This is a genomic window from Pseudomonas sp. B22129 (genome assembly GCF_044218875.1).
In the GTDB taxonomy this organism is placed as follows: Bacteria; Pseudomonadota; Gammaproteobacteria; order Pseudomonadales; family Pseudomonadaceae; genus Aquipseudomonas.
The window spans coordinates 192,596-210,525 of sequence record NZ_CP162592.1 but is presented as its reverse complement, the minus strand read 5'-3'; the positions used below and the strand labels follow the sequence as shown (position 1 = coordinate 210,525).

Here is a 17,930-nt window from a genome sequence, read left to right as displayed (position 1 = left end):
CTTGAAACTGCGATCTATTCGCATTAACAGCGTTTTCTACACGGGTTCTCACAGCATGAAGTCGACGGCGGGCGGTTGGGTTAAACAGTGGCTGGGAGCCTCGGTATTGGCAGTGTCGGGGCTGGCGTTGCTGCCTCTGGGCATTGCGCAGGCGCAAGAGCAGCAAAGCGCCCAGTTCAATTTTGCCCTGGCAGCCAAGCCGCTGCCCCAGGCCCTGGCTGATTTCAGCCGGGTCACCGGGATCAGCGTGATCTACACCGATGAAGCGCCGTACGGCCTGAGCGCCCCGGCGCTCAGCGGGCAGATGAGCGCGACCCAGGCTTTGCAACGCCTGCTCGGCAACTCGGGCTTCACCTTCCGCCAGATCGACGCCCGCACCCTGGCGTTGGAGCCGGTGCCCACTGATGGCGCGGTCAACCTCGGTGCCACCACCATCAGCGGCGCCAACCCGGCCCAGGAGACCACCAGCTACCAGCCGCCGCCCACCAGCTCAGTGATGCGCTCCCACGGCTTGCTGCTGGAAACCCCGCAAACCGTCAACGTGGTGCCCGCCCAAGTGCTGCGCGACCAGCAACCGCGTAACCTGGATGACGCCCTGGCCAATATCAGCGGCATCACCCAGGCCAACACCCTCGGCAGCACCCAGGACGCGGTGATGCTGCGCGGCTTTGGCGATAACCGTAACGGTTCGATCATGCAGGACGGCATGCCCGTGGTGCAGGGGCGCGCGCTGAACTCCACCGCCGAGCGCGTCGAAGTGCTCAAGGGCCCGTCGTCGTTGTTGTATGGCATTCAGGACCCGGGCGGCGTGGTCAATATCGTCAGCAAAAAGCCTGAGCTGGTGCAGTCCACTTCCCTGACCGCGCGCGGTTCGACGTTTGGTGACGGCAAGAACGGCAGCGGCGGCAACCTTGACACCACCGGGCCGATTGGTGACAGCGGTTTGGCCTATCGCCTGATCGTTGACCATGAAGACGAAGATTACTGGCGCAACTACGGCACCCACCGCGAGACCCTGGTGGCGCCGTCCCTGGCTTGGTACGGCGACACCACCAAGGTGGTGTTTGCCTATGAGCACCGCGAGTTTCTCTCGCCATTTGACCGGGGCACCGCCATCGACCCCAAGACCAACCATCCGCTTAACATCCCCGCGACCCGCCGTCTGGATGAGCCGTTCAACAACATGGAAGGGCGCTCCGATCTGTACCGCCTGGAAGTCGATCACGACTTGAACGACAACTGGAAAGCCCACTTCGGCTACAGCTGGAACCGCGAAACTTATGACGCCAGCCAGGTGCGCGTGGTCAAGGTCAACACCAACGGCACCCTGACGCGCAGCATGGACGGCACCCAGGGCGCGCTGACCACCGACCGTTTCGCCACGGCCAGCCTCGAAGGCAAGGTCAATGCCGCTGGCATGCAGCATGATCTGGTGTTCGGCCTGGACGACGAGTACCGCAAAATCTACCGCGCCGACCTGATTCGCCAGGCGCCGCGGGGTGTCTTCAACTACAACAACCCGGTGTACGGCAACGAAGTGGCGGGCACCAACGTCAGCGCGCCGGACAGCAACCAGATGGACCAGCTGCGCAGCGACTCGCTGTTCTTCCAGGACGCCATTCACCTGAACGATCAGTGGATTCTGGTGGGCGGCGCGCGCTACCAGATGTACGACCAATACGCCGGCAAAGGCGTGCCCTTCACGGCCAACACCGATGGCAACGGCCAGAAGTGGGTGCCGCGTGCGGGCCTGGTGTACCGCTACACCGATGAACTGTCGTTCTACGGCAGCTACACCGAGTCGTTCAAACCCAACTCGACCATCGCGCCACTGGCCAACAAAAGCGTGCTGGACGGCAGCCTCGAGCCGGAGCAATCCAAGGCTTGGGAGCTGGGCACCAAGTTCGACATGCCGGGGCGTATCACCGCGAGCGCGGCGCTGTTCAACATCGAAAAACGTAACGTGCTGGTGCAGGTCGGTGACGGTCTGGCGGCCGTCTACAGCGTGGCGGGCAAGGTGCGCTCGCGCGGCCTGGAGCTGGATGCCAGCGGCCAGTTGACTGACAAATGGAGCTTGATCGGCAGCTACGCCTACACCGACGCCGAGGTCACCGAAGACCCGACGCTGAAGGGCAACCGCCTGCAGAACGTGGCGAAAAATACCGGGTCGCTGTCAGCCGTGTATGACTTCGGCAGCATCCTGGGGGGCGATCAACTGCGTGTCGGCGCCGGTGCGCGTTATGTCGGTGAGCGGGCAGGGGACGCGGCGAACAGCTTCGAGCTGCCGAGCTACACCGTGGCCGATGCGTTCGCCAGCTATGACACCAAAGTCGACGGGCAGAAGGTCAAGTTCCAGCTCAACGTGAAGAACCTGTTTGATCGCACGTACTACACCTCTTCGGTGAACACGCAGTTTGTGTCGATCGGAGATGCGCGGCAGGTGTCGGTGTCCAGTACCCTCACGTTCTAACCTGGCGGCGGTGCTGTTGTGGCGAGCGGGCTTCCTGTGGCGAGCGGGCTTGCCCCGCGTCGGGCTGCGCAGCAGCCCTAAAACCTGGCGGCGCGGTATGCCTGGAAAAATGCGGTGGCATTGAGAGGGGCCGCTCCGCGCCCCAACGCGGGGCAAGCCCGCTCGCCACAAGGAGGCAGAGCTGGTAGCGTTGCCGCCACTGAACGCTCTGTGGGAAAACGTTACTGATGCAGTTGGGTAAATGGATACACACCGGCGCGATGCTGGTGGGCTTGAGTTTTTTACTGGGAGGCTGCGCGAGTGTTTCACCGACCTCAACCTCTCTGGACCAATTGCTCGCCGACCCGGCGTTGCACGGCGCCACGGTTTCGCTGATGGTGCGCGATGCGCAAAGCGGAAAAACGCTCTATCAACACAACCCGCGCACGCGGCTGGTGCCGGCCTCCAACCTCAAATTGCTGACCACTGCCGCCGCGATGGATGTGCTGGGCCCGCAATACCGCTTTGCCACGCAATTGCTGAGCAACGGCATCCATCAGGGCGACCGCCTCACCGGCAACCTCTACCTGCGTGGCTTGGGTGACCCGACCATCCAGTTCGCCGACTACCAGGCACTCGCCGCGCAACTGGCCAGCCAGGGCATTCGCCAGGTGCAGGGCGATCTGGTATTCGACGACACCTGGTTTGACGCCGAGCGGTTGGGCGTAGACTGGTCCCACGACGATGAAAGCACCTACTACGGCGCGCAGATTTCCGCGTTGACCGTGTCACCCAATACCGATTTTGACGCCGGTACCGTGCTGGTCACGGCCAAGGCGCCGGTGCGCGGCGGCCAGCCAGTGAATGTGGATATTTTCCCGCCCACCGATTACCTGCAACTGAGCAACCACGCCATCAGCGGGCCGGGAAACACTTACGGCGTCAGCCGTCGTCACGGCACCAACCTGTTGCAACTCAGTGGCGCGGTTGCACCGGGCAAGCAGAGCCAGATATTGGTCAGTGTGTGGGAGCCGACGCAGTTGGTCGCCAACCTGTTCGAACAGGCCTTGGCGCAGCAGGGGATCAGCGTGTCCGGGCGGCGGATAATCGGTGGTGCAGCCCCGGTGGCAGTCACCGTGCTGGCCGAGCATCAGTCGGCGCCGTTGCAGGAACTGATCACGCCGTTGCTCAAACTGTCGAACAACAACATGTCCGAAGCCTTGCTCAAAGCCATGGGGCGCAAGGCGTCCAACAGCGGCACGGCGGCGGCGGGTGCGGTGGCGGTCGCCGGGTTTCTCAAGCGTCAGGGGCTGGACACGGCGGCGCTGAATCAAGTCGATGGCTCAGGCCTGTCGCGCCTGAATCTGGTGTCGTCACAAACCCTGACTGACCTGCTGTTGGCGGCGAACAAACAGCCGTGGTTCAACGCCTGGTACAACGCGCTGCCGATTGCCGGCAATACCGACCGCATGACCGGCGGCAGCTTGCGCTATCGCTTGCGCGGCACACCTGCTGAAAACAACCTGCATGCCAAGACCGGCTCCATGGGCGGCGTGTCGTCGTTGAGCGGCTATATCACCGACGCCCACGGGCGCCGGCTGGTGTTCTCGATGATCACCAACAATTACGTGGTGGCGGGTGCGCAGGTCAAAGGCGTGGAGAACCGCGTGGCAGTCGCACTGTCCCGCTGGGACGATTGATTCAGGGCTGATAGCCCATGCGCCAGCTCACGGCCCGGGTCGCTGCCAGCAACTGCTGCGCCGCCGGGCCATCTTCATCGGCGTGAAACAGTGAGGTGGGGCCGACCACGGTCATCACCGCCGCCACCTGCCCGACCGCGTTGAACACCGGTGCCGACAACGCATCGACGCCGGGCATCAGCAAACCATGCACAAAGTGCAAGCCACGGCTGCGGATCTGTTCACAGACGGTGGCGTAGGCCTGGTCGTCCGCCAAGGCATGGGCGATACCGGCCTGAACCTCGCGTTCGCGCAACTCCACGGTTTCGCGCAACGGCAGGTAGGCGCTGAACACCAGCCCGGTGGACGAACTGAGCAGGGGCAACACCGAACCCAATTGGGTCACGACCGTAATGGCGCGCACCGCAGGCTCAATGTGCACCACGGTTGCGCCTTGGTTGCCCCACACGGCCAGGAAGCAGGTTTCATTCAGTTCATCGCGCAGCTCAGCCAGGGGCAGTGCGCCGACCTTCAACACATCCATGCTGCCCAGCGCAGCCAAACCCACGCGCAACGCCTCGCGGCCCAAACCGTAATGGTTGGTGGCAGTGTTCTGTTCGGCAAAACCCGAAGCGATCAGCGCCTGCAAATAGCGATGAACCTTGCTCGCCGGCATTTGCACATGTTCGGCCAGGCGCGACAACGAAGTGGCGGGCGACAGTTCAGCCAGGGCCTTGAGGATATCGGTGCCCACTTCGGCCGAGCGGACTTTCTGTTTACCGGTGTCGCGGGGCTTTTCCATGGAGGGGCGAGAATCCGAGAGATGAATGGGCGTCTTTATAGCTTGACGGTCGACAGTGATCAAATTACGTTGTGCGTAACTGGATTACGATAAAAACAACTTCCGCACAGAGGATGATCCATGAACCTCGAATACCTGTCGGGCTTCGGCAATGAATTCGCCAGCGAAGCCCTGCCCGGCGCGCTGCCCGTGGGCCAGAATTCCCCGCAAAAAGCCCCCTACGGCCTCTACACCGAACTGTTCTCCGGCACCGCCTTCACCATGGCGCGCAGCGAAGCCCGCCGCACCTGGCTGTACCGCATCCAGCCGTCGGCCAATCACCCGGCTTTTGTAAAACTTGAGCGACAACTGGCCGGTGGGCCGTTGGGCGCTGTCACGCCGAACCGACTGCGCTGGAACCCGCTGGAAATTCCAAGCGAGCCGACGGACTTTATCGACGGCCTTGTCGGCATGGTTGCCAATTGCGGGTCGGAAAAACCTTCAGGCATCAGCATCTATCACTACCGCGCGAACCGCTCGATGGAGCGCGTATTCTTCAATGCCGACGGCGAACTGCTGATTGTTCCCGAGCAGGGCCGCCTGCGTATCGCCACCGAATTGGGCGTGCTTGAAGTGGCGCCGCTGGAAATTGTGGTGCTCCCGCGAGGCTTGAAATTCCGCGTCGAATTGCTCGATGCCCAGGCGCGCGGCTATGTTGCCGAAAACCACGGCGCGCCGCTGCGCCTGCCGGACTTGGGCCCCATCGGTAGCAACGGCCTGGCCAACCCGCGTGATTTCCTCACACCGGTTGCCCACTACGAAGACCCGAAACAACCCACGACGCTGGTGCAGAAATTCCTCGGCGAACTGTGGGCCTGCGAACTCGACCACTCGCCGTTGAACGTGGTCGCCTGGCACGGCAATAACGTGCCGTACAAATATGACCTGCGCCGTTTCAACACCCTCGGCACCGTGAGTTTCGATCATCCGGACCCATCGATCTTCACCGTATTGACCTCGCCGACCAGCACCCACGGCCTGGCCAACCTCGACTTCGTGATCTTCCCGCCGCGCTGGATGGTGGCTGAAAACACCTTCCGGCCGCCGTGGTTTCACCGCAACCTGATGAACGAATACATGGGCTTGATCAGCGGCGCGTACGACGCCAAGGCCGAAGGTTTCCTGCCCGGCGGCGCCTCCTTGCACAGTTGCATGAGCGCCCACGGCCCGGATGGCGAGACCTGCACCAAGGCCATCAACGTGGAGCTGGCACCGCACAAGATCGATAACACCATGGCCTTCATGTTCGAGACCAGCCAGGTGCTGCGCCCCACGCAGTTCGCCCTCGAATGCCCGCAACTGCAACCTTCCTACGACGCGTGCTGGGCCTCACTGCCCGCCACCTTCAACCCGAACCGGAGATAACCCATGACTCAGCCCACACCGACCCGCAGCTGGGTAGCCTCCGCCAACGGTCACGCTGACTTTCCTCTGCAAAACCTGCCGCTGGGCGTGTTCAGCATCAACGGCTCGGCGCCGCGCAGTGGCGTGGCGATTGGTGACGCGATCCTCGACTTGCACGCCGCGCTGGATGAGTTCGAAGGCGAGGCTCGCCGTGCCGTCGAAGCGACCGCGGGTGGCCAGCTGAACGTTTTTTTCGAACTGGGCCGTGGCCCGCGCGTGGCCCTGCGCGAGCGCCTGCTGGAGCTGCTCGCCGAAGGCAGCAAGCTGCACGCCCGCGAGGCGCAGGTTCTGCACCGCGCCGCCGATTGCCAGATGCACTTGCCGGCGAAAATCAGTGACTACACCGACTTTTATGTCGGCATCGAGCACGCGCAAAACGTCGGCAAACTCTTCCGCCCGGATAACCCTTTGCTGCCGAACTACAAGTACGTGCCGATCGGCTATCACGGCCGCGCATCGACCATTCGCCCGTCGGGCACCGAAGTGCGTCGCCCTAAAGGCCAGACGCTGCCAGCCGGGCAGACCGAGCCGACCTTCGGCCCCTGTGCGCGGCTGGATTACGAGCTGGAGCTGGGCATCTGGATCGGCCAGGGCAATGCCATGGGCGACGCGATTGCCATCGGCGACGCCGCCGAACACATCGCCGGTTTCTGCCTGCTCAACGACTGGTCCGCGCGCGACATCCAGGCCTGGGAATACCAGCCGCTGGGGCCGTTTTTGTCGAAAAGCTTTATCACCAGCATTTCGCCGTGGGTGGTCACGGCCGAAGCCCTGGAGCCGTTCCGCAAAGCGCAACCGGCACGCCCCGAAGGCGACCCGCAGCCGCTGCCGTATTTGCTCGACAACCGTGACCAGAAAACCGGCGCCTTCGATATCGAATTGGAAGTGCTGCTGACCACCGCTTCGATGCGCGAGCAGAACCTGCCGGCCCATCGCCTGACCCTGAGCAACACCGGGCACATGTACTGGACCGTCGCACAAATGGTTGCGCACCACAGCGTCAACGGCTGCCAGTTGCAGGCCGGTGACCTGTTCGGTTCGGGCACCTTGTCGGGCCCGCAACCGGGGCAGTTCGGCAGCCTGCTGGAAATCACCGAGGGCGGTAAAAAGCCCATCGAGCTGGCCTCCGGCGAGGTGCGCAAGTTCCTTGAAGACGGCGACGAAATCATCCTGCGCGCCCGTTGCAGCCGTGAAGGGTTTGCGTCCATCGGCTTCGGCGAATGCCGTGGCACCGTGGTCGCGGCGCGCTAAGAGGGCAGGGCGATGGAACTCTATACCTATTACCGTTCCACCTCGTCGTACCGGGTGCGTATCGCCCTGGCGCTCAAGGGGCTGGATTTCAACGCGCTACCGGTCAACCTGCTGGTGCCGCCGGGCGGCGCCAACCGCCAGCCGGGCTACCTGGCGATCAACCCGCAAGGCCGCGTGCCGGCGCTGCGTACCGATGAGGGCGAGCTGTTGATTCAATCGCCCGCGATCATTGAGTACCTGGACGAACGTTATCCACAGGCGCCGCTGCTCTCCAAAGACTTGGCGACCCGCGCACATGAGCGCGCGGTGGCCTCAATCATTGGCTGTGACATCCACCCGCTGCACAACTCCAGCACGCAAAACCTGCTGCGTCAGTGGGGGCACGATGAGGCGCAGTTGCTGGAGTGGATCGGGCACTGGATCAGCCAGGGCCTGGGTGCCGTTGAGCAGTTGATTGGCGATGAAGGTTTCTGCTTCGGTGACGCGCCCGGGATGGCCGACGCGTTCTTGATCCCTCAGCTGTATGCGGCGGAGCGCTTCAAGGTGTCGTTGATGGCTTACCCGCGTATCGGGCGAGTGGCGGCGTTGGCGGCGCAGCATCCGGCCTTTATCCAGGCCCACCCTGCCAACCAACCTGACACACCCTGAATCTAAATGTGGGAGCGGGCTTGCTCGCGAATACGGCGTCTCAGCGATCAATGTACTGACTGACCCACCGCCTTCGCGAGCAAGCCCGCTCCCACATTTTAGAAACGCGTTGCCCCAATAAAAACAACAAAGGTACCTCGCGATGCACAATCAGATTGCCAGCTTTCGCGCGGCACTCGACGCCCGGCCAGTGTCGCGCTACCAGTGGTTGATTCTTCTGTTGCTGGCGTTGCTGCTGGTAACCGATGGCTACGATGCTCAGGTGCTGGGTTATGTGGTGCCGGCATTGGCCAAGGATTGGGGCCTGGAAAAAGCCGCGTTCGGCCCGGTGTTCAGCGCCAACCTGCTGGGGCTGACATTGGGCTCGCTGCTGGTAACGCCATTGGCCGACCGGTTTGGCGTGCGGCGCATCCTGCTCGGTTGCGTGTTGATCTACGCCAGCCTCACCGTGCTGATGGTGTTCGCCAACTCCCTGACCACGTTGATGGCCGCGCGGTTTATCTGCGGTATCGGCATGGGCGGCGCAATGCCGAGTGCCATGGCGCTGATGTCCGAATATTCCCCGCCGCGAATGCGCACGCTGATGGTGACGTTGGCGGCGTGCGGCTTTTCGTTCGGCGGTGCGGCAGGTGGCTTTGTGGCCGCAGGGTTTATCGAGGGTTACGGCTGGCAGGCAGTGTTCCTGGCGGGGGGTGTGACGCCGTTGCTGCTATTCCCATTCCTGGTGTGGCTGCTGCCGGAATCCTTGCCACGTTTGCTGCAAGATACACCGCCGTATGTGCGTTTGCGCAACGTCACGGCGCGCATGCTGCCTGACTGGCAGCCGCCGCTGGCGAGCGAGGCTGAAAACCGGCAGGAACAGGGCAGCAAGTTGACGGTAGTGGAGCTGTTTCGTCATGGCTATGCGCGCCCGACGCTGCTGCTCTGGGCGACTTTTTTCGTCAGCCTGATCCTGCTGTATTTCATGATCAGCTGGCTGCCGTCGCTGCTGCTGGAAAGCGGTTTGGCCTTGAAGGAAGCCAACCTTGTGACCTCAATGTTCCTGTTCGCCGGCACCCTGGGCGCCATCGGCATGGCCTGGTTCGCCGACCGCCTGAAAAGCAAGGTACGGCTGTTGTCCGGCGTGCTGGCGGCTGCTGCGGTATGCACCCTTCTGCTCGGCCTGAACCACGATAACCCGCGTTATCTGGTGGCGTGCGTGTTTGCGGCCGGGTTCTGCATCATTGGTGGCCAACTGACCCTCAATGCCTTCGCCAGCAACTTCTACCCGGCACACGTACGCGCCACCGGCACAGGCTGGGCGTTGGGCGTGGGGCGATTCGGCTCGATCCTGGGGCCGCTGTTTGGCAGCATGCTGTTGGCGATGCATATTCCGGTGGAGCAGATTTTCTTTTTCTGTGCGATTCCGGCGGTGATGGCGGCGTTGTTGATTATTCAGGTGCGTTCACCGGGGCACGAGGCGCCGCAGAATCCACTGCACGGTGATATTCTCAAGGCACCGTCCCCTCACTGATTCACTGCAGATCAGATGTGGGAGCCAGCTCCCACTTTTCAGTGCACCACTGAGTTGGGCGGCAGATGCCCCAGCCGCTCGGTCAGGCGCAGGCGCTGGATCGGGTCTTCGCTGAGCAGCAAGGCATGTTCCAGGTCGAAGCGCTCGGCGTTCGGGCAGTCCAGGCGCTGGTACAAACTGGCGCGCGCCAGGTAGTCGGCGGCGCTGGCGTTGCCCAGCTCCAGCACGCGTTCAGCATCGACCAGCGCATCGAGCGGAGCGTCGTTGGAAAGGTGCAGTTGGCGCAGGTTGCGTGACAGCCGCTGCAAGATCGCGCGGGGTTCGGCGGTGAGCAGGTGGTCGGCCTGCAATTTGAGGTTTGGCCCGTATTGCCGGTGCAGGAGCTCGCGGCAGTCATTGGGGTACAGGCGCCGCCCGCCGCAGGGGTCGAGCAAGTGATCGGCGCCGGGGACCCGCAGCAGGAAATGGCCGGGGAAATTCACACCGACCATCGGGATATTCAGGCGTCGCGCCATCTCCAGCGCAATCAGGCCCATGACCAGAGGCTGCCCGCGTTTGCGCTGCAATACTTTGTCGAGCAGGGCGGCAGCGGGGCGCAGCGGGGTGAAGTCGTCTTGGGCGAACCCCAGGTCATTCAGGCGGCGCAGCAGCGGTTGGCCGAGTTCATCAGCTGGGAGCATCGGCATGCCCACGCTGACCTGTTGTTGCAGCACGACCAAGCCTTGCAGGATCAGCAGCGGCTGCACGCTTGGGTCGTGTTCAGCGGCAATCCACAGCGCGGCTTCAAACAGCGCAGGGGGGGAGCGTTCCAGGCAGGCGAAAAAGGCTTTGCGGGGATTCATTGCATTCTCCGGCGGATGCCCCCGTTTTAGCCTTGCTGTGAAATTTCGTCCAGCATCTTAAGAAACATCCCACCTTCTTATGTCGCGCAGCCTGCGAAACCGGGCGGCTTATTCCAGCGCGCTTCGGCAGTTTTCTGCCGCAAGCCTATACTTGGGCCTCTACCAGAAGTGATTCGGGAGCTTGACGATGTTTGCTCTCATGCACAGCACCCGCCTTGAATCGCTGCACCTGAGCGTCGACCCGATCACCGGGCTGAAGGCGGTCATAGCCATCCACAACAGCCGCCTGGGCCCTTCCTTGGGTGGTTGCCGCTACCTTTCCTACCCCGACGATGAAAGTGCCGTGGCCGACGCCGCGCGCCTGGCCCAAGGCATGAGCTACAAAGCCGCGCTCGCGGGTTTGCCGATAGGCGGCGGCACAGCGGTGATCATCCGGCCGGTGCACGTGGAAAGCCGCGCGGCGTTGTTTGAAGCCTTTGGCCGCTGCATTGAGAAGCTTGACGGCCGCTTCATCGCCGCCATCGACAGCGGTACATCGGTGGCGGACATGGATTGCATCGCTCAACACACGCGCTTTGTCACCAGCACCACCGCCGCCGGTGACCCGTCTTCCCACACTGCCATGGGTGTATTCACCGGCATCCGCACCACCGCCATGGCCCGCTTGGGCAGCGACAACCTCGAAGGCTTGCGCGTGGCGGTGCAGGGGCTGGGCAACGTCGGCTACGCCTTGGCCGAGCAACTGCACGCGGCGGGGGCCGAGCTGCTGGTCAGCGATATCGACCACGGCAAGGTGCAACTGGCCATGGAGCAACTGGGCGCGCACCCCATCGCCAATGATGCCTTGCTCAGCACGCCTTGCGACATCCTGGCGCCCTGCGGTCTTGGCGCGGTGTTCAACCGTCACAGCGTCGGCCAGCTGCGGTGTGCGGCGGTGGCCGGTTCGGCCAGCGCGCAATTGACCAACCTGGACATCGCCGATCAGTTGGAAGGGCGCGGCATCCTTTACGCCCCGGACTACGTGATCAACTCCGGTGGCCTGATCTACGTCGCCCTCAAGCATGGCGGGGCCGAGCTGCCTGGCATCACCGCGCACCTGTCGAACATCGGCACGCGGCTCACGGAAATCTTCGCCCACGCCCAAGCCGAAAAGCGCTCCCCCGCGCGGGTGGCGGATGAGTTGGCCGAACGCCTGCTCTACAAATAACCCGGGCATTAAAAAGGCCCTGAGTCAGTGACTCAGGGCCTGTTCAATTCGGGCTTTATTCCGCCGCCGGGTTCAGCAACTCGGACAACGCGTCCGGCTGGCTCTTGAACGCCTTGGCAAATACATCGCGGTTCTTCGCCATGTAGATCCCGGCTTCTTCCACCTGCTGCTCGCTCAGGGACGGTACGGCTTTTTGCAACACTTCTGCCAGCAACTCAGCGAGTTCAAGCATCTTGTCATGACGGTCAGCTTCGGCTTTATCCATGAACAAACGCTCCAGATCTCGGCTGCTGCGGTATACCACTTCGACGGCCATTCACCACCTCACATGCCTTCACGATAGTTGTCTTTTGCGACTACTGTATTCATATACAGTGAAAAGGGTAAGCCAAACCACAGAGTTTGGGTAGCAGTTTTTTAATGTAGCCCGTAAATACAGGTTTGCAGTGCCTCATATCACGCGGCCACCATCTTATACCGTCCTCTGGCCTTTTTTCTGCATGCAGAACAACCGTCACGTCCACCCCGCATTATCCGGTCGAGCCGACCTAAGGAAGCATCATCGTGAAAATCAATTGGGCCGAAAAGCTGCGCCAGAACGTGCATGAACTGGCCGAATCCCTGGGCAACCTGTTTGTCGAGTCGTTCCATTACCTGGCGTTGTTCGCCATCGGTGCGGTGACGGCCTGGGCGGCGGTGATGGAATTTCTGGGGATGCTGGAGAACGGGCACATCAAGATCGATGACATCTTGCTGCTGTTCATCTACCTGGAATTGGGCGCGATGGTCGGGATTTACTTCAAGACCAACCACATGCCGGTGCGCTTTTTGATCTACGTGGCGATCACTGCGCTGACACGCCTGCTGATCTCCAACGTGTCGCACCACAACCCACCCGACATCGGGATCATCTACCTGTGCGGCGGCATTCTGCTGCTGGCGTTTTCGATTCTGGTGGTGCGTTACGCCTCGTCGGCGTTCCCCTCGGTGAAGGTTGAAGGCCCGCGCCGCAAGGGCGAGGCGAGCCTGGAGACCGAGAAGGGCGAGCTTTAAAGCCCGACGTTAAAGGGCAGTACGCGAGGCGGTGGCGGCTGCAAGAGTTTGTGGCTGTCGCCGTCGGTCATCACCGCCAGGATTTCCATGGCGCTGTGGCCCTGCTCGATGGCGATGCCGAATTGAATGCTTTGCACCAGGCGTTTGAGCCGTTGCGGGTCGTTGCGTTGTTCGGCGCTGATCATGCGTTTGGCGACCACGCCTGACTCATCCGAGAGGGTCAGCATGATGCTGCCGTCCAGCCGCTGGATGCTTAAATTGACACGGTAGGTGGGCGTGAACGTGTCGGTGATGATCTGAAAAGGATTGTCCATGGTGCGTTACCGCCTGATAAGAACCTGCAGTCATTGACGACCGGTATCGGGATTAGTTCGCGTCTGCTGACCACCGGCCAAATTCCGTTTCCCTCGCAAACGGTACAGCAAGGGCCGTGCCGTACAGAGACCTCTCAGGCACTGAGAGCCAATGTGGGAGCGGGCTTGCCCGCGAAAGCGGTCGTTCAGCCAAGTATTCATTAGCTGATACACCGTATTCGCGAGCAAGCCCGCTCCCACATTGGTTCAGTGTTTTTCTTTAGCTATGTGCTTTGTTTCAGGGCAACACAGAAAAAACGATCGCAGACAGCGCAATCAGCCCGATTACCACCACAAACACATTCGACACCTGGCCGGAATACTGGCGCAGAGAGGGCACGCGGCGGATCGCGTACATCGGCATCAGAAACAGCAGGCACGCGATGATCGGCCCGCCCAGGGTTTCGATCATGCCCAGAATGCTTGGGTTGAAGGTCGCCACGGCCCAGCAGGTCAGCACCATGAACAATGCGGTGCAGCGTTCCAGCCATTTGGAAGATATCGAGCGGTTACGCCCGCGCAGGGTTTTGACGATCAAGCCCTGAAAGCCTTCGCTGGCGCCGATGTAGTGGCCGAGGAAGGACTTGGTAATTGCCACCAGTGCGATCAACGGCGCGGCGTAAGCAATCACCGGGGTCTGGAAGTGGTTGGCCAGGTACGACAGGATCGAGATGTTCTGCGCCTTGGCGGCTGCCAGGTCGGCGGGCGACAACGCCAGCACGCAACTGAAACAGAAGAACATTACGGTCAACACCATCATGCCGTGGGCGGTGGCGAGGATGCCGCTGCTTTTGCGCTCGGCTGCTGCGCCGTATACGCGCTTCTGGTCAACGGCGAAGGCGGAGATGATCGGCGAATGGTTGAAGGAAAACACCATCACCGGAATCGCCAGCCACAGGGTTTTGAAGAACAGCGGCAGGGGCATGCCGTCGCCGGCGGAGGCAAAGAATGCGCCGTTCCAGTTGGGAATCAGGCTGAAGGCCAGTAACAGCAGGGCTGCGACGAACGGATACACCAGCACGCTCATGGCCTTGACGATTACGCCCTGGCCGCACCGCACAATGGCCATCAGGCCGAGGATCAGCACCAGCGACAGGATCGCGCGGGGCGGCGGCGCCATGTGCAGTTGGTGTTCCATGAAGCTGCCGAGGGTGTTGGTCAGCGCCACGCTGTACACCAGCAGAATCGGGAAAATTGCGAAGAAGTAGAGCAGGGTAATCAACTTGCCCGCGCCGACGCCGAAGTGTTCTTCGACCACTTCGGTGATGTCGCCGGATTTGCCTGATAGCACAAAGCGTGTCAGCCCGCGGTGGGCGAAGAACGTCATCGGGAAGGCCAGCAGCGCCAGTACGATCAGCGGCCAGAAGCCGCCGACGCCAGCGTTGATCGGCAGAAACAAGGTGCCCGCGCCGATGGCGGTGCCGTAGAGGCCGAGCATCCAGGTGGTGTCGTGTTGGGTCCAGCCAGTGGTAACGGTGTTCTCTACAGACGGATTTTCGGCAGCAGGTGTACGTACATCGGTCATCGGTATTGCCTCGTTATTATTTTTGCGCGGGCTCACGTTGGGGCGGGTAGAGGTGCTCCGATCAGCACTCCACCCAGCTGACCGCCAGGCCGCCCCGTGAAGTTTCTTTGTATTTGTCATGCATATCGGCGCCGGTATCGCGCATGGTGCGGATCACCCGGTCGAGGGAAATGAAGTGTTTGCCGTCACCGCGCAGGGCCATTTGCGTAGCGTTGATCGCCTTGACGGCGGCGATGGCATTGCGCTCGATGCAGGGCACTTGCACCAGGCCGCCCACCGGGTCGCACGTCAGGCCCAGGTTGTGTTCCAGGCCGATTTCGGCGGCGTTTTCCAGTTGTTCCGGCGTGGCGCCCAGAATGTCCGCCAGCCCCGCCGCGGCCATGGCGCAGGCCGAGCCGACTTCACCCTGGCAGCCGACTTCGGCACCGGAGATCGAGGCGTTTTTCTTGCAGAGGATGCCGACGGCGGCAGCAGCCAGGAAGAAATTGACGACGTCATCGTCGGACGCGTCGACGTTGAATTTCATGTAGTAGTGCAAAACAGCCGGAATGATCCCCGCCGCGCCATTGGTCGGCGCGGTGACCATGCGCCCGCCGGCGGCGTTTTCTTCGTTGACGGCAAGGGCGAATAAATTGACCCACTCCATCGCCGACAGGGTCGAGGTGATCACATTCGGTTTGCCGATTTCCAACAGGCTGCGGTGCAATTTTGCCGCTCGGCGCGGCACATCCAAACCGCCCGGCAAGATGCCTTCATCGCGCAGGCCTTGCTCCACGCATTCACGCATTACCGACCAGATGTGCAGCAGGCCGCTGCGGATTTCTTCATCGCTGCGCCACGCACGTTCGTTGGCCATCATCAGCTCGGAAACCCGCAGGCCGTGCTTGTTGCACAGGGCCAGCAGTTCGACGGCGCTGGAAAAGTCGTAGGGCAATTGCACGTCGCTGGTCGGCGCAACCCCCGATTCGGCTTCTGCCGCTTCGATGATGAAACCGCCGCCGACCGAGTAGTATGTTTGCTCGCTGAGCAGGCCGTTTTCGCCGTAGGCGTGCAGGGACATGGCGTTGGGGTGGTAGGGCAGGCTTTCGTCCAGCAGCAGGAGGTCGCTGTGCCAGTTGAAGGCAATTTCCTGGCGGCCTGCGAGCAGCAATTTGCCGGACTCGCGCAGTTGCTGGATGCGTGCGTTGATCGAGGTGGGGTCGACCTGATCCGGCCATTCGCCCATCAGGCCCATCACGCAGGCGCGGTCGGTGGCATGGCCGACACCGGTGGCGGACAGCGAGCCATATAAACGCACTTCGACGCGGTGTGTATCGGCCAGCAAACTCTGGTCTGTCAGTGCCTGAGCAAAGGTCGCCGCCGCCCGCATCGGACCGACGGTGTGGGAGCTGGAAGGGCCGATGCCGACTTTGAATAGATCGAAAACACTGATAGCCATGCTAAAGCCTTACAAGCAATGGAGTAAAAATCGCTGCCATGTTTTGTAGAGCGAGCGGAATTGGCGCGATACTGAGCCTCTGGAACGGCACTGACCAACGAATTATCCTAAGACACCCTTTAGCAGGACTAAACGCTATGACCCGGCCCCTTCATGGCCAGACATATGTCTGGTTGCACGTTTTTTCCTGTGCCGCGCGGCATTTGTCGTTCACCCGTTGCGCCGAAGAACTGCACATCACGCCGGGGGCGGTGAGCCAGCAGATCCGCCAGTTGGAGGAGCGTTTGGGCTTTCGTTTGTTCCATCGGCGCGCGCGCGGGGTGGAGCTCAGTGCTGAGGGGCAGCGGCTGGCGGCGACGGTCGGCGAGGCTTACGGCAGCATCGACGCGGAGCTCCAGCGACTGGATGCGGGCATGATCAGCGGCACCTTGCGCCTGCGCTCGATCCCGTCTTTTCTGGGCAAGTGGCTGACCCCGCGTTTGCCACGTTTGCAGCAACGCTTTCCGGATATCCAGCTGCGCATGGTGGCCGAAGACAGCAGCATCGCCTTGCATGAAGGCGACTTCGACCTGGCGATTGACCTCAACGACGGCAGCTACCCCGGCCTGTTATCCACGGCGTTGCTCGATGAGCAAATTTTCCCGGTGTGCGCGCCGAGCCTGCTGCGTGGTCGCCCGCCGCTGCACGGCCCGGCTGACCTGGTGCATTTCCCGCTGCTGCACGACATCACCGCCTGGCGTGGGAGTTATGAATATGCGGAGTGGGAGTTTTACCTGAATGCCATCGGCTATCACGGTGCGGATGTTCGGCGCGGCCACACGTTCAACCGCAATCATCTGACCATCGAGGCCGCCATCGCCGGCATGGGCGTGGCCATCGCGCGGCGCACCTTGCTCAATGATGAGCTGGAGCGTGGCACCTTGATCGTGCCGTTCGGCCTGGCCGTGCCCAACCACAAACGCTACGTGTTGCTGTATGCGCCGGGCGCGTTGAGTCACCCGGGCGTGCGCGCGGTGCACGACTGGCTGGTGGAGGAAGCAGGGATCTTTCGCGGATTGCACCCGTTGGGAGAGGGGCAATTATGAGGTTCGCGGGGCGTAAGAAGATGTAACTAACTCCCCACCCTAACAGCGTTTTTGCTCGTAGTCAGACTTAATTTGTAATGTATGATTTATCTTTGCAAAGGGGTTGAATTGTTTCAGCGAGTGCTCAATTGTGTAATCAAGAGGTCATGGTTTCACCACCCCGGTGTTGCAGTTTGTGACCTCTGGCGAGCTAGCTGAAATAAGGGAAGAACTATGCAAATCCAAGTCAATAGCGATAACCATATTGAAAGCAGCATCCGACTGGAGGAGTGGGTACGTACCACCATTGAGAGCACGCTCGAACGTTATGAAGAAGACCTGACCCGCGTTGAGGTCTACCTGAAAGATGAGAACGGCGACAAGCCGGGCCCCCATGATCTAAGTTGCCGCCTGGAAGCACGGCCAAAAGGCCATCAACCGCTCTCGGTACTGCATAAGGCCGATACCCTGGAACAGGCGATCGACGGTGCGGCCACCAAACTGGAACATGCGCTGGAGCATCTGTACGGCAAACTGCGCGGCAAGCCACGCGCCGCCGGCCAGAGCCTGCCGAACACCAAGGCTGACGAGGCCGAGCTTGAAGAGGAATTTTTGGAAAACGAACAGGCTGCGCTTAACAGCTGATAGCTGACAGTTTTTTCA

At 61.7% G+C, this 17,930-nt stretch carries 16 protein-coding genes; 10 read left to right on the top strand and 6 right to left on the bottom strand.

The window, feature by feature from the left end; translation table 11 throughout:
• The first annotated feature begins 55 nt into the window (after nt 1-55).
• Together AB4P94_RS00955 and dacB are read left to right on the top strand one after the other, a co-directional pair.
• A complete protein-coding gene (locus AB4P94_RS00955) occupies nt 56-2,470 on the top strand; it encodes a TonB-dependent siderophore receptor (protein WP_395609032.1) in 2,415 nt (804 codons plus the stop codon).
• A 227-nt stretch (nt 2,471-2,697) separates the two neighbouring features.
• Nucleotides 2,698-4,149: a D-alanyl-D-alanine carboxypeptidase/D-alanyl-D-alanine-endopeptidase gene (gene dacB, locus AB4P94_RS00950; RefSeq protein WP_395609031.1), complete on the top strand. Its 1,452-nt coding sequence runs from the start codon at nt 2,698-2,700 to the stop codon at nt 4,147-4,149.
• 1 nt (nt 4,150) lies between these two features.
• Here the strand turns inward: dacB and AB4P94_RS00945 are convergent, their stop codons facing one another.
• Nucleotides 4,151-4,930, bottom strand: a complete 780-nt coding sequence (locus tag AB4P94_RS00945; RefSeq protein ID WP_395609030.1) for an IclR family transcriptional regulator — start codon at nt 4,928-4,930, stop codon at nt 4,151-4,153.
• A gap of 120 nt (nt 4,931-5,050) precedes the next feature.
• On the opposite strand from AB4P94_RS00945, the gene hmgA reads away from it, so the two are divergent.
• The 4 genes from hmgA to AB4P94_RS00925 all read left to right on the top strand — a co-directional run bounded on the left by hmgA (nt 5,051) and on the right by AB4P94_RS00925 (nt 9,785).
• On the top strand, nt 5,051-6,334 hold the full coding sequence (gene hmgA / locus AB4P94_RS00940) for a homogentisate 1,2-dioxygenase (protein WP_395609029.1): 1,284 nt from the start codon (nt 5,051-5,053) through the stop codon (nt 6,332-6,334).
• 3 nt (nt 6,335-6,337) lie between these two features.
• A complete protein-coding gene (gene fahA, locus AB4P94_RS00935) occupies nt 6,338-7,624 on the top strand; it encodes a fumarylacetoacetase (protein ID WP_395609028.1) in 1,287 nt (428 codons plus the stop codon).
• A gap of 12 nt (nt 7,625-7,636) precedes the next feature.
• Entirely contained in the window at nt 7,637-8,272 is a 636-nt protein-coding gene (maiA, locus tag AB4P94_RS00930; protein ID WP_395609027.1) for a maleylacetoacetate isomerase, read from the top strand.
• A 142-nt stretch (nt 8,273-8,414) separates the two neighbouring features.
• A complete protein-coding gene (locus AB4P94_RS00925) occupies nt 8,415-9,785 on the top strand; it encodes an MFS transporter (protein WP_395609026.1) in 1,371 nt (456 codons plus the stop codon).
• Between the two features lie 38 nt (nt 9,786-9,823).
• Here the strand turns inward: AB4P94_RS00925 and AB4P94_RS00920 are convergent, their stop codons facing one another.
• Nucleotides 9,824-10,627 (bottom strand): SirB1 family protein, encoded by an 804-nt coding sequence (locus tag AB4P94_RS00920; RefSeq protein WP_395609025.1) that lies wholly within the window; start codon nt 10,625-10,627, stop codon nt 9,824-9,826.
• 187 nt (nt 10,628-10,814) lie between these two features.
• Between AB4P94_RS00920 and AB4P94_RS00915 the strand changes: the two genes are divergently transcribed.
• Nucleotides 10,815-11,834 carry a Glu/Leu/Phe/Val dehydrogenase dimerization domain-containing protein gene (locus AB4P94_RS00915; protein WP_395609024.1) on the top strand — a complete coding sequence of 340 codons (1,020 nt, stop codon included), beginning with the start codon at nt 10,815-10,817 and terminating at the stop codon, nt 11,832-11,834.
• A gap of 55 nt (nt 11,835-11,889) precedes the next feature.
• Here the strand turns inward: AB4P94_RS00915 and AB4P94_RS00910 are convergent, their stop codons facing one another.
• The gene (locus AB4P94_RS00910) at nt 11,890-12,150 is read right to left on the bottom strand and encodes a YebG family protein (RefSeq protein WP_003188807.1); all 261 of its coding nucleotides are present in this window, start codon (nt 12,148-12,150) and stop codon (nt 11,890-11,892) included.
• A 248-nt stretch (nt 12,151-12,398) separates the two neighbouring features.
• Between AB4P94_RS00910 and AB4P94_RS00905 the strand changes: the two genes are divergently transcribed.
• Nucleotides 12,399-12,887: a phosphate-starvation-inducible protein PsiE gene (locus AB4P94_RS00905; RefSeq protein WP_176994956.1), complete on the top strand. Its 489-nt coding sequence runs from the start codon at nt 12,399-12,401 to the stop codon at nt 12,885-12,887.
• Here AB4P94_RS00905 and AB4P94_RS00900 read toward each other — a convergent pair.
• The 3 genes from AB4P94_RS00900 to AB4P94_RS00890 form a co-directional block, all read right to left on the bottom strand.
• Nucleotides 12,884-13,201, bottom strand: coding sequence for a DUF3509 domain-containing protein (locus AB4P94_RS00900; RefSeq protein WP_395609023.1), 318 nt, complete (start codon nt 13,199-13,201; stop codon nt 12,884-12,886). The genes AB4P94_RS00905 and AB4P94_RS00900 overlap by 4 nt on opposite strands.
• A gap of 277 nt (nt 13,202-13,478) precedes the next feature.
• Nucleotides 13,479-14,765: a serine/threonine transporter gene (locus AB4P94_RS00895; RefSeq protein ID WP_395609022.1), complete on the bottom strand. Its 1,287-nt coding sequence runs from the start codon at nt 14,763-14,765 to the stop codon at nt 13,479-13,481.
• 61 nt (nt 14,766-14,826) lie between these two features.
• The gene (locus AB4P94_RS00890; protein ID WP_395609021.1) at nt 14,827-16,203 is read right to left on the bottom strand and encodes an L-serine ammonia-lyase; all 1,377 of its coding nucleotides are present in this window, start codon (nt 16,201-16,203) and stop codon (nt 14,827-14,829) included.
• A 137-nt stretch (nt 16,204-16,340) separates the two neighbouring features.
• Here AB4P94_RS00890 and AB4P94_RS00885 point away from each other — a divergent pair, with 137 nt between their 5' ends.
• Together AB4P94_RS00885 and AB4P94_RS00880 are read left to right on the top strand one after the other, a co-directional pair.
• Nucleotides 16,341-17,288, top strand: coding sequence for a LysR substrate-binding domain-containing protein (locus tag AB4P94_RS00885; protein WP_395609020.1), 948 nt, complete (start codon nt 16,341-16,343; stop codon nt 17,286-17,288).
• A 213-nt stretch (nt 17,289-17,501) separates the two neighbouring features.
• On the top strand, nt 17,502-17,912 hold the full coding sequence (locus tag AB4P94_RS00880; RefSeq protein ID WP_110623033.1) for an HPF/RaiA family ribosome-associated protein: 411 nt from the start codon (nt 17,502-17,504) through the stop codon (nt 17,910-17,912).
• The last annotated feature ends 18 nt before the right edge of the window (nt 17,913-17,930 follow it).

Bases quoted from the DNA above. Each gene is read 5' to 3' on its own strand.
- dacB (WP_395609031.1), top strand. From the start codon at position 2,698: ATGCAGTTGGGTAAATGGATACACACCGGCGCGATGCTGGTGGGCTTG.
- AB4P94_RS00945 (WP_395609030.1), bottom strand. From the start codon at position 4,930: ATGGAAAAGCCCCGCGACACCGGTAAACAGAAAGTCCGCTCGGCCGAA.
- AB4P94_RS00900 (WP_395609023.1), bottom strand. From the start codon at position 13,201: ATGGACAATCCTTTTCAGATCATCACCGACACGTTCACGCCCACCTAC.
- hmgA (WP_395609029.1), top strand. From the start codon at position 5,051: ATGAACCTCGAATACCTGTCGGGCTTCGGCAATGAATTCGCCAGCGAA.
- AB4P94_RS00955 (WP_395609032.1), top strand. From the start codon at position 56: ATGAAGTCGACGGCGGGCGGTTGGGTTAAACAGTGGCTGGGAGCCTCG.
- AB4P94_RS00920 (WP_395609025.1), bottom strand. From the start codon at position 10,627: ATGAATCCCCGCAAAGCCTTTTTCGCCTGCCTGGAACGCTCCCCCCCT.
- AB4P94_RS00910 (WP_003188807.1), bottom strand. From the start codon at position 12,150: ATGGCCGTCGAAGTGGTATACCGCAGCAGCCGAGATCTGGAGCGTTTG.
- AB4P94_RS00895 (WP_395609022.1), bottom strand. From the start codon at position 14,765: ATGACCGATGTACGTACACCTGCTGCCGAAAATCCGTCTGTAGAGAAC.
- AB4P94_RS00915 (WP_395609024.1), top strand. From the start codon at position 10,815: ATGTTTGCTCTCATGCACAGCACCCGCCTTGAATCGCTGCACCTGAGC.
- AB4P94_RS00925 (WP_395609026.1), top strand. From the start codon at position 8,415: ATGCACAATCAGATTGCCAGCTTTCGCGCGGCACTCGACGCCCGGCCA.
- AB4P94_RS00890 (WP_395609021.1), bottom strand. From the start codon at position 16,203: ATGGCTATCAGTGTTTTCGATCTATTCAAAGTCGGCATCGGCCCTTCC.
- AB4P94_RS00880 (WP_110623033.1), top strand. From the start codon at position 17,502: ATGCAAATCCAAGTCAATAGCGATAACCATATTGAAAGCAGCATCCGA.
- maiA (WP_395609027.1), top strand. From the start codon at position 7,637: ATGGAACTCTATACCTATTACCGTTCCACCTCGTCGTACCGGGTGCGT.
- AB4P94_RS00885 (WP_395609020.1), top strand. From the start codon at position 16,341: ATGACCCGGCCCCTTCATGGCCAGACATATGTCTGGTTGCACGTTTTT.
- fahA (WP_395609028.1), top strand. From the start codon at position 6,338: ATGACTCAGCCCACACCGACCCGCAGCTGGGTAGCCTCCGCCAACGGT.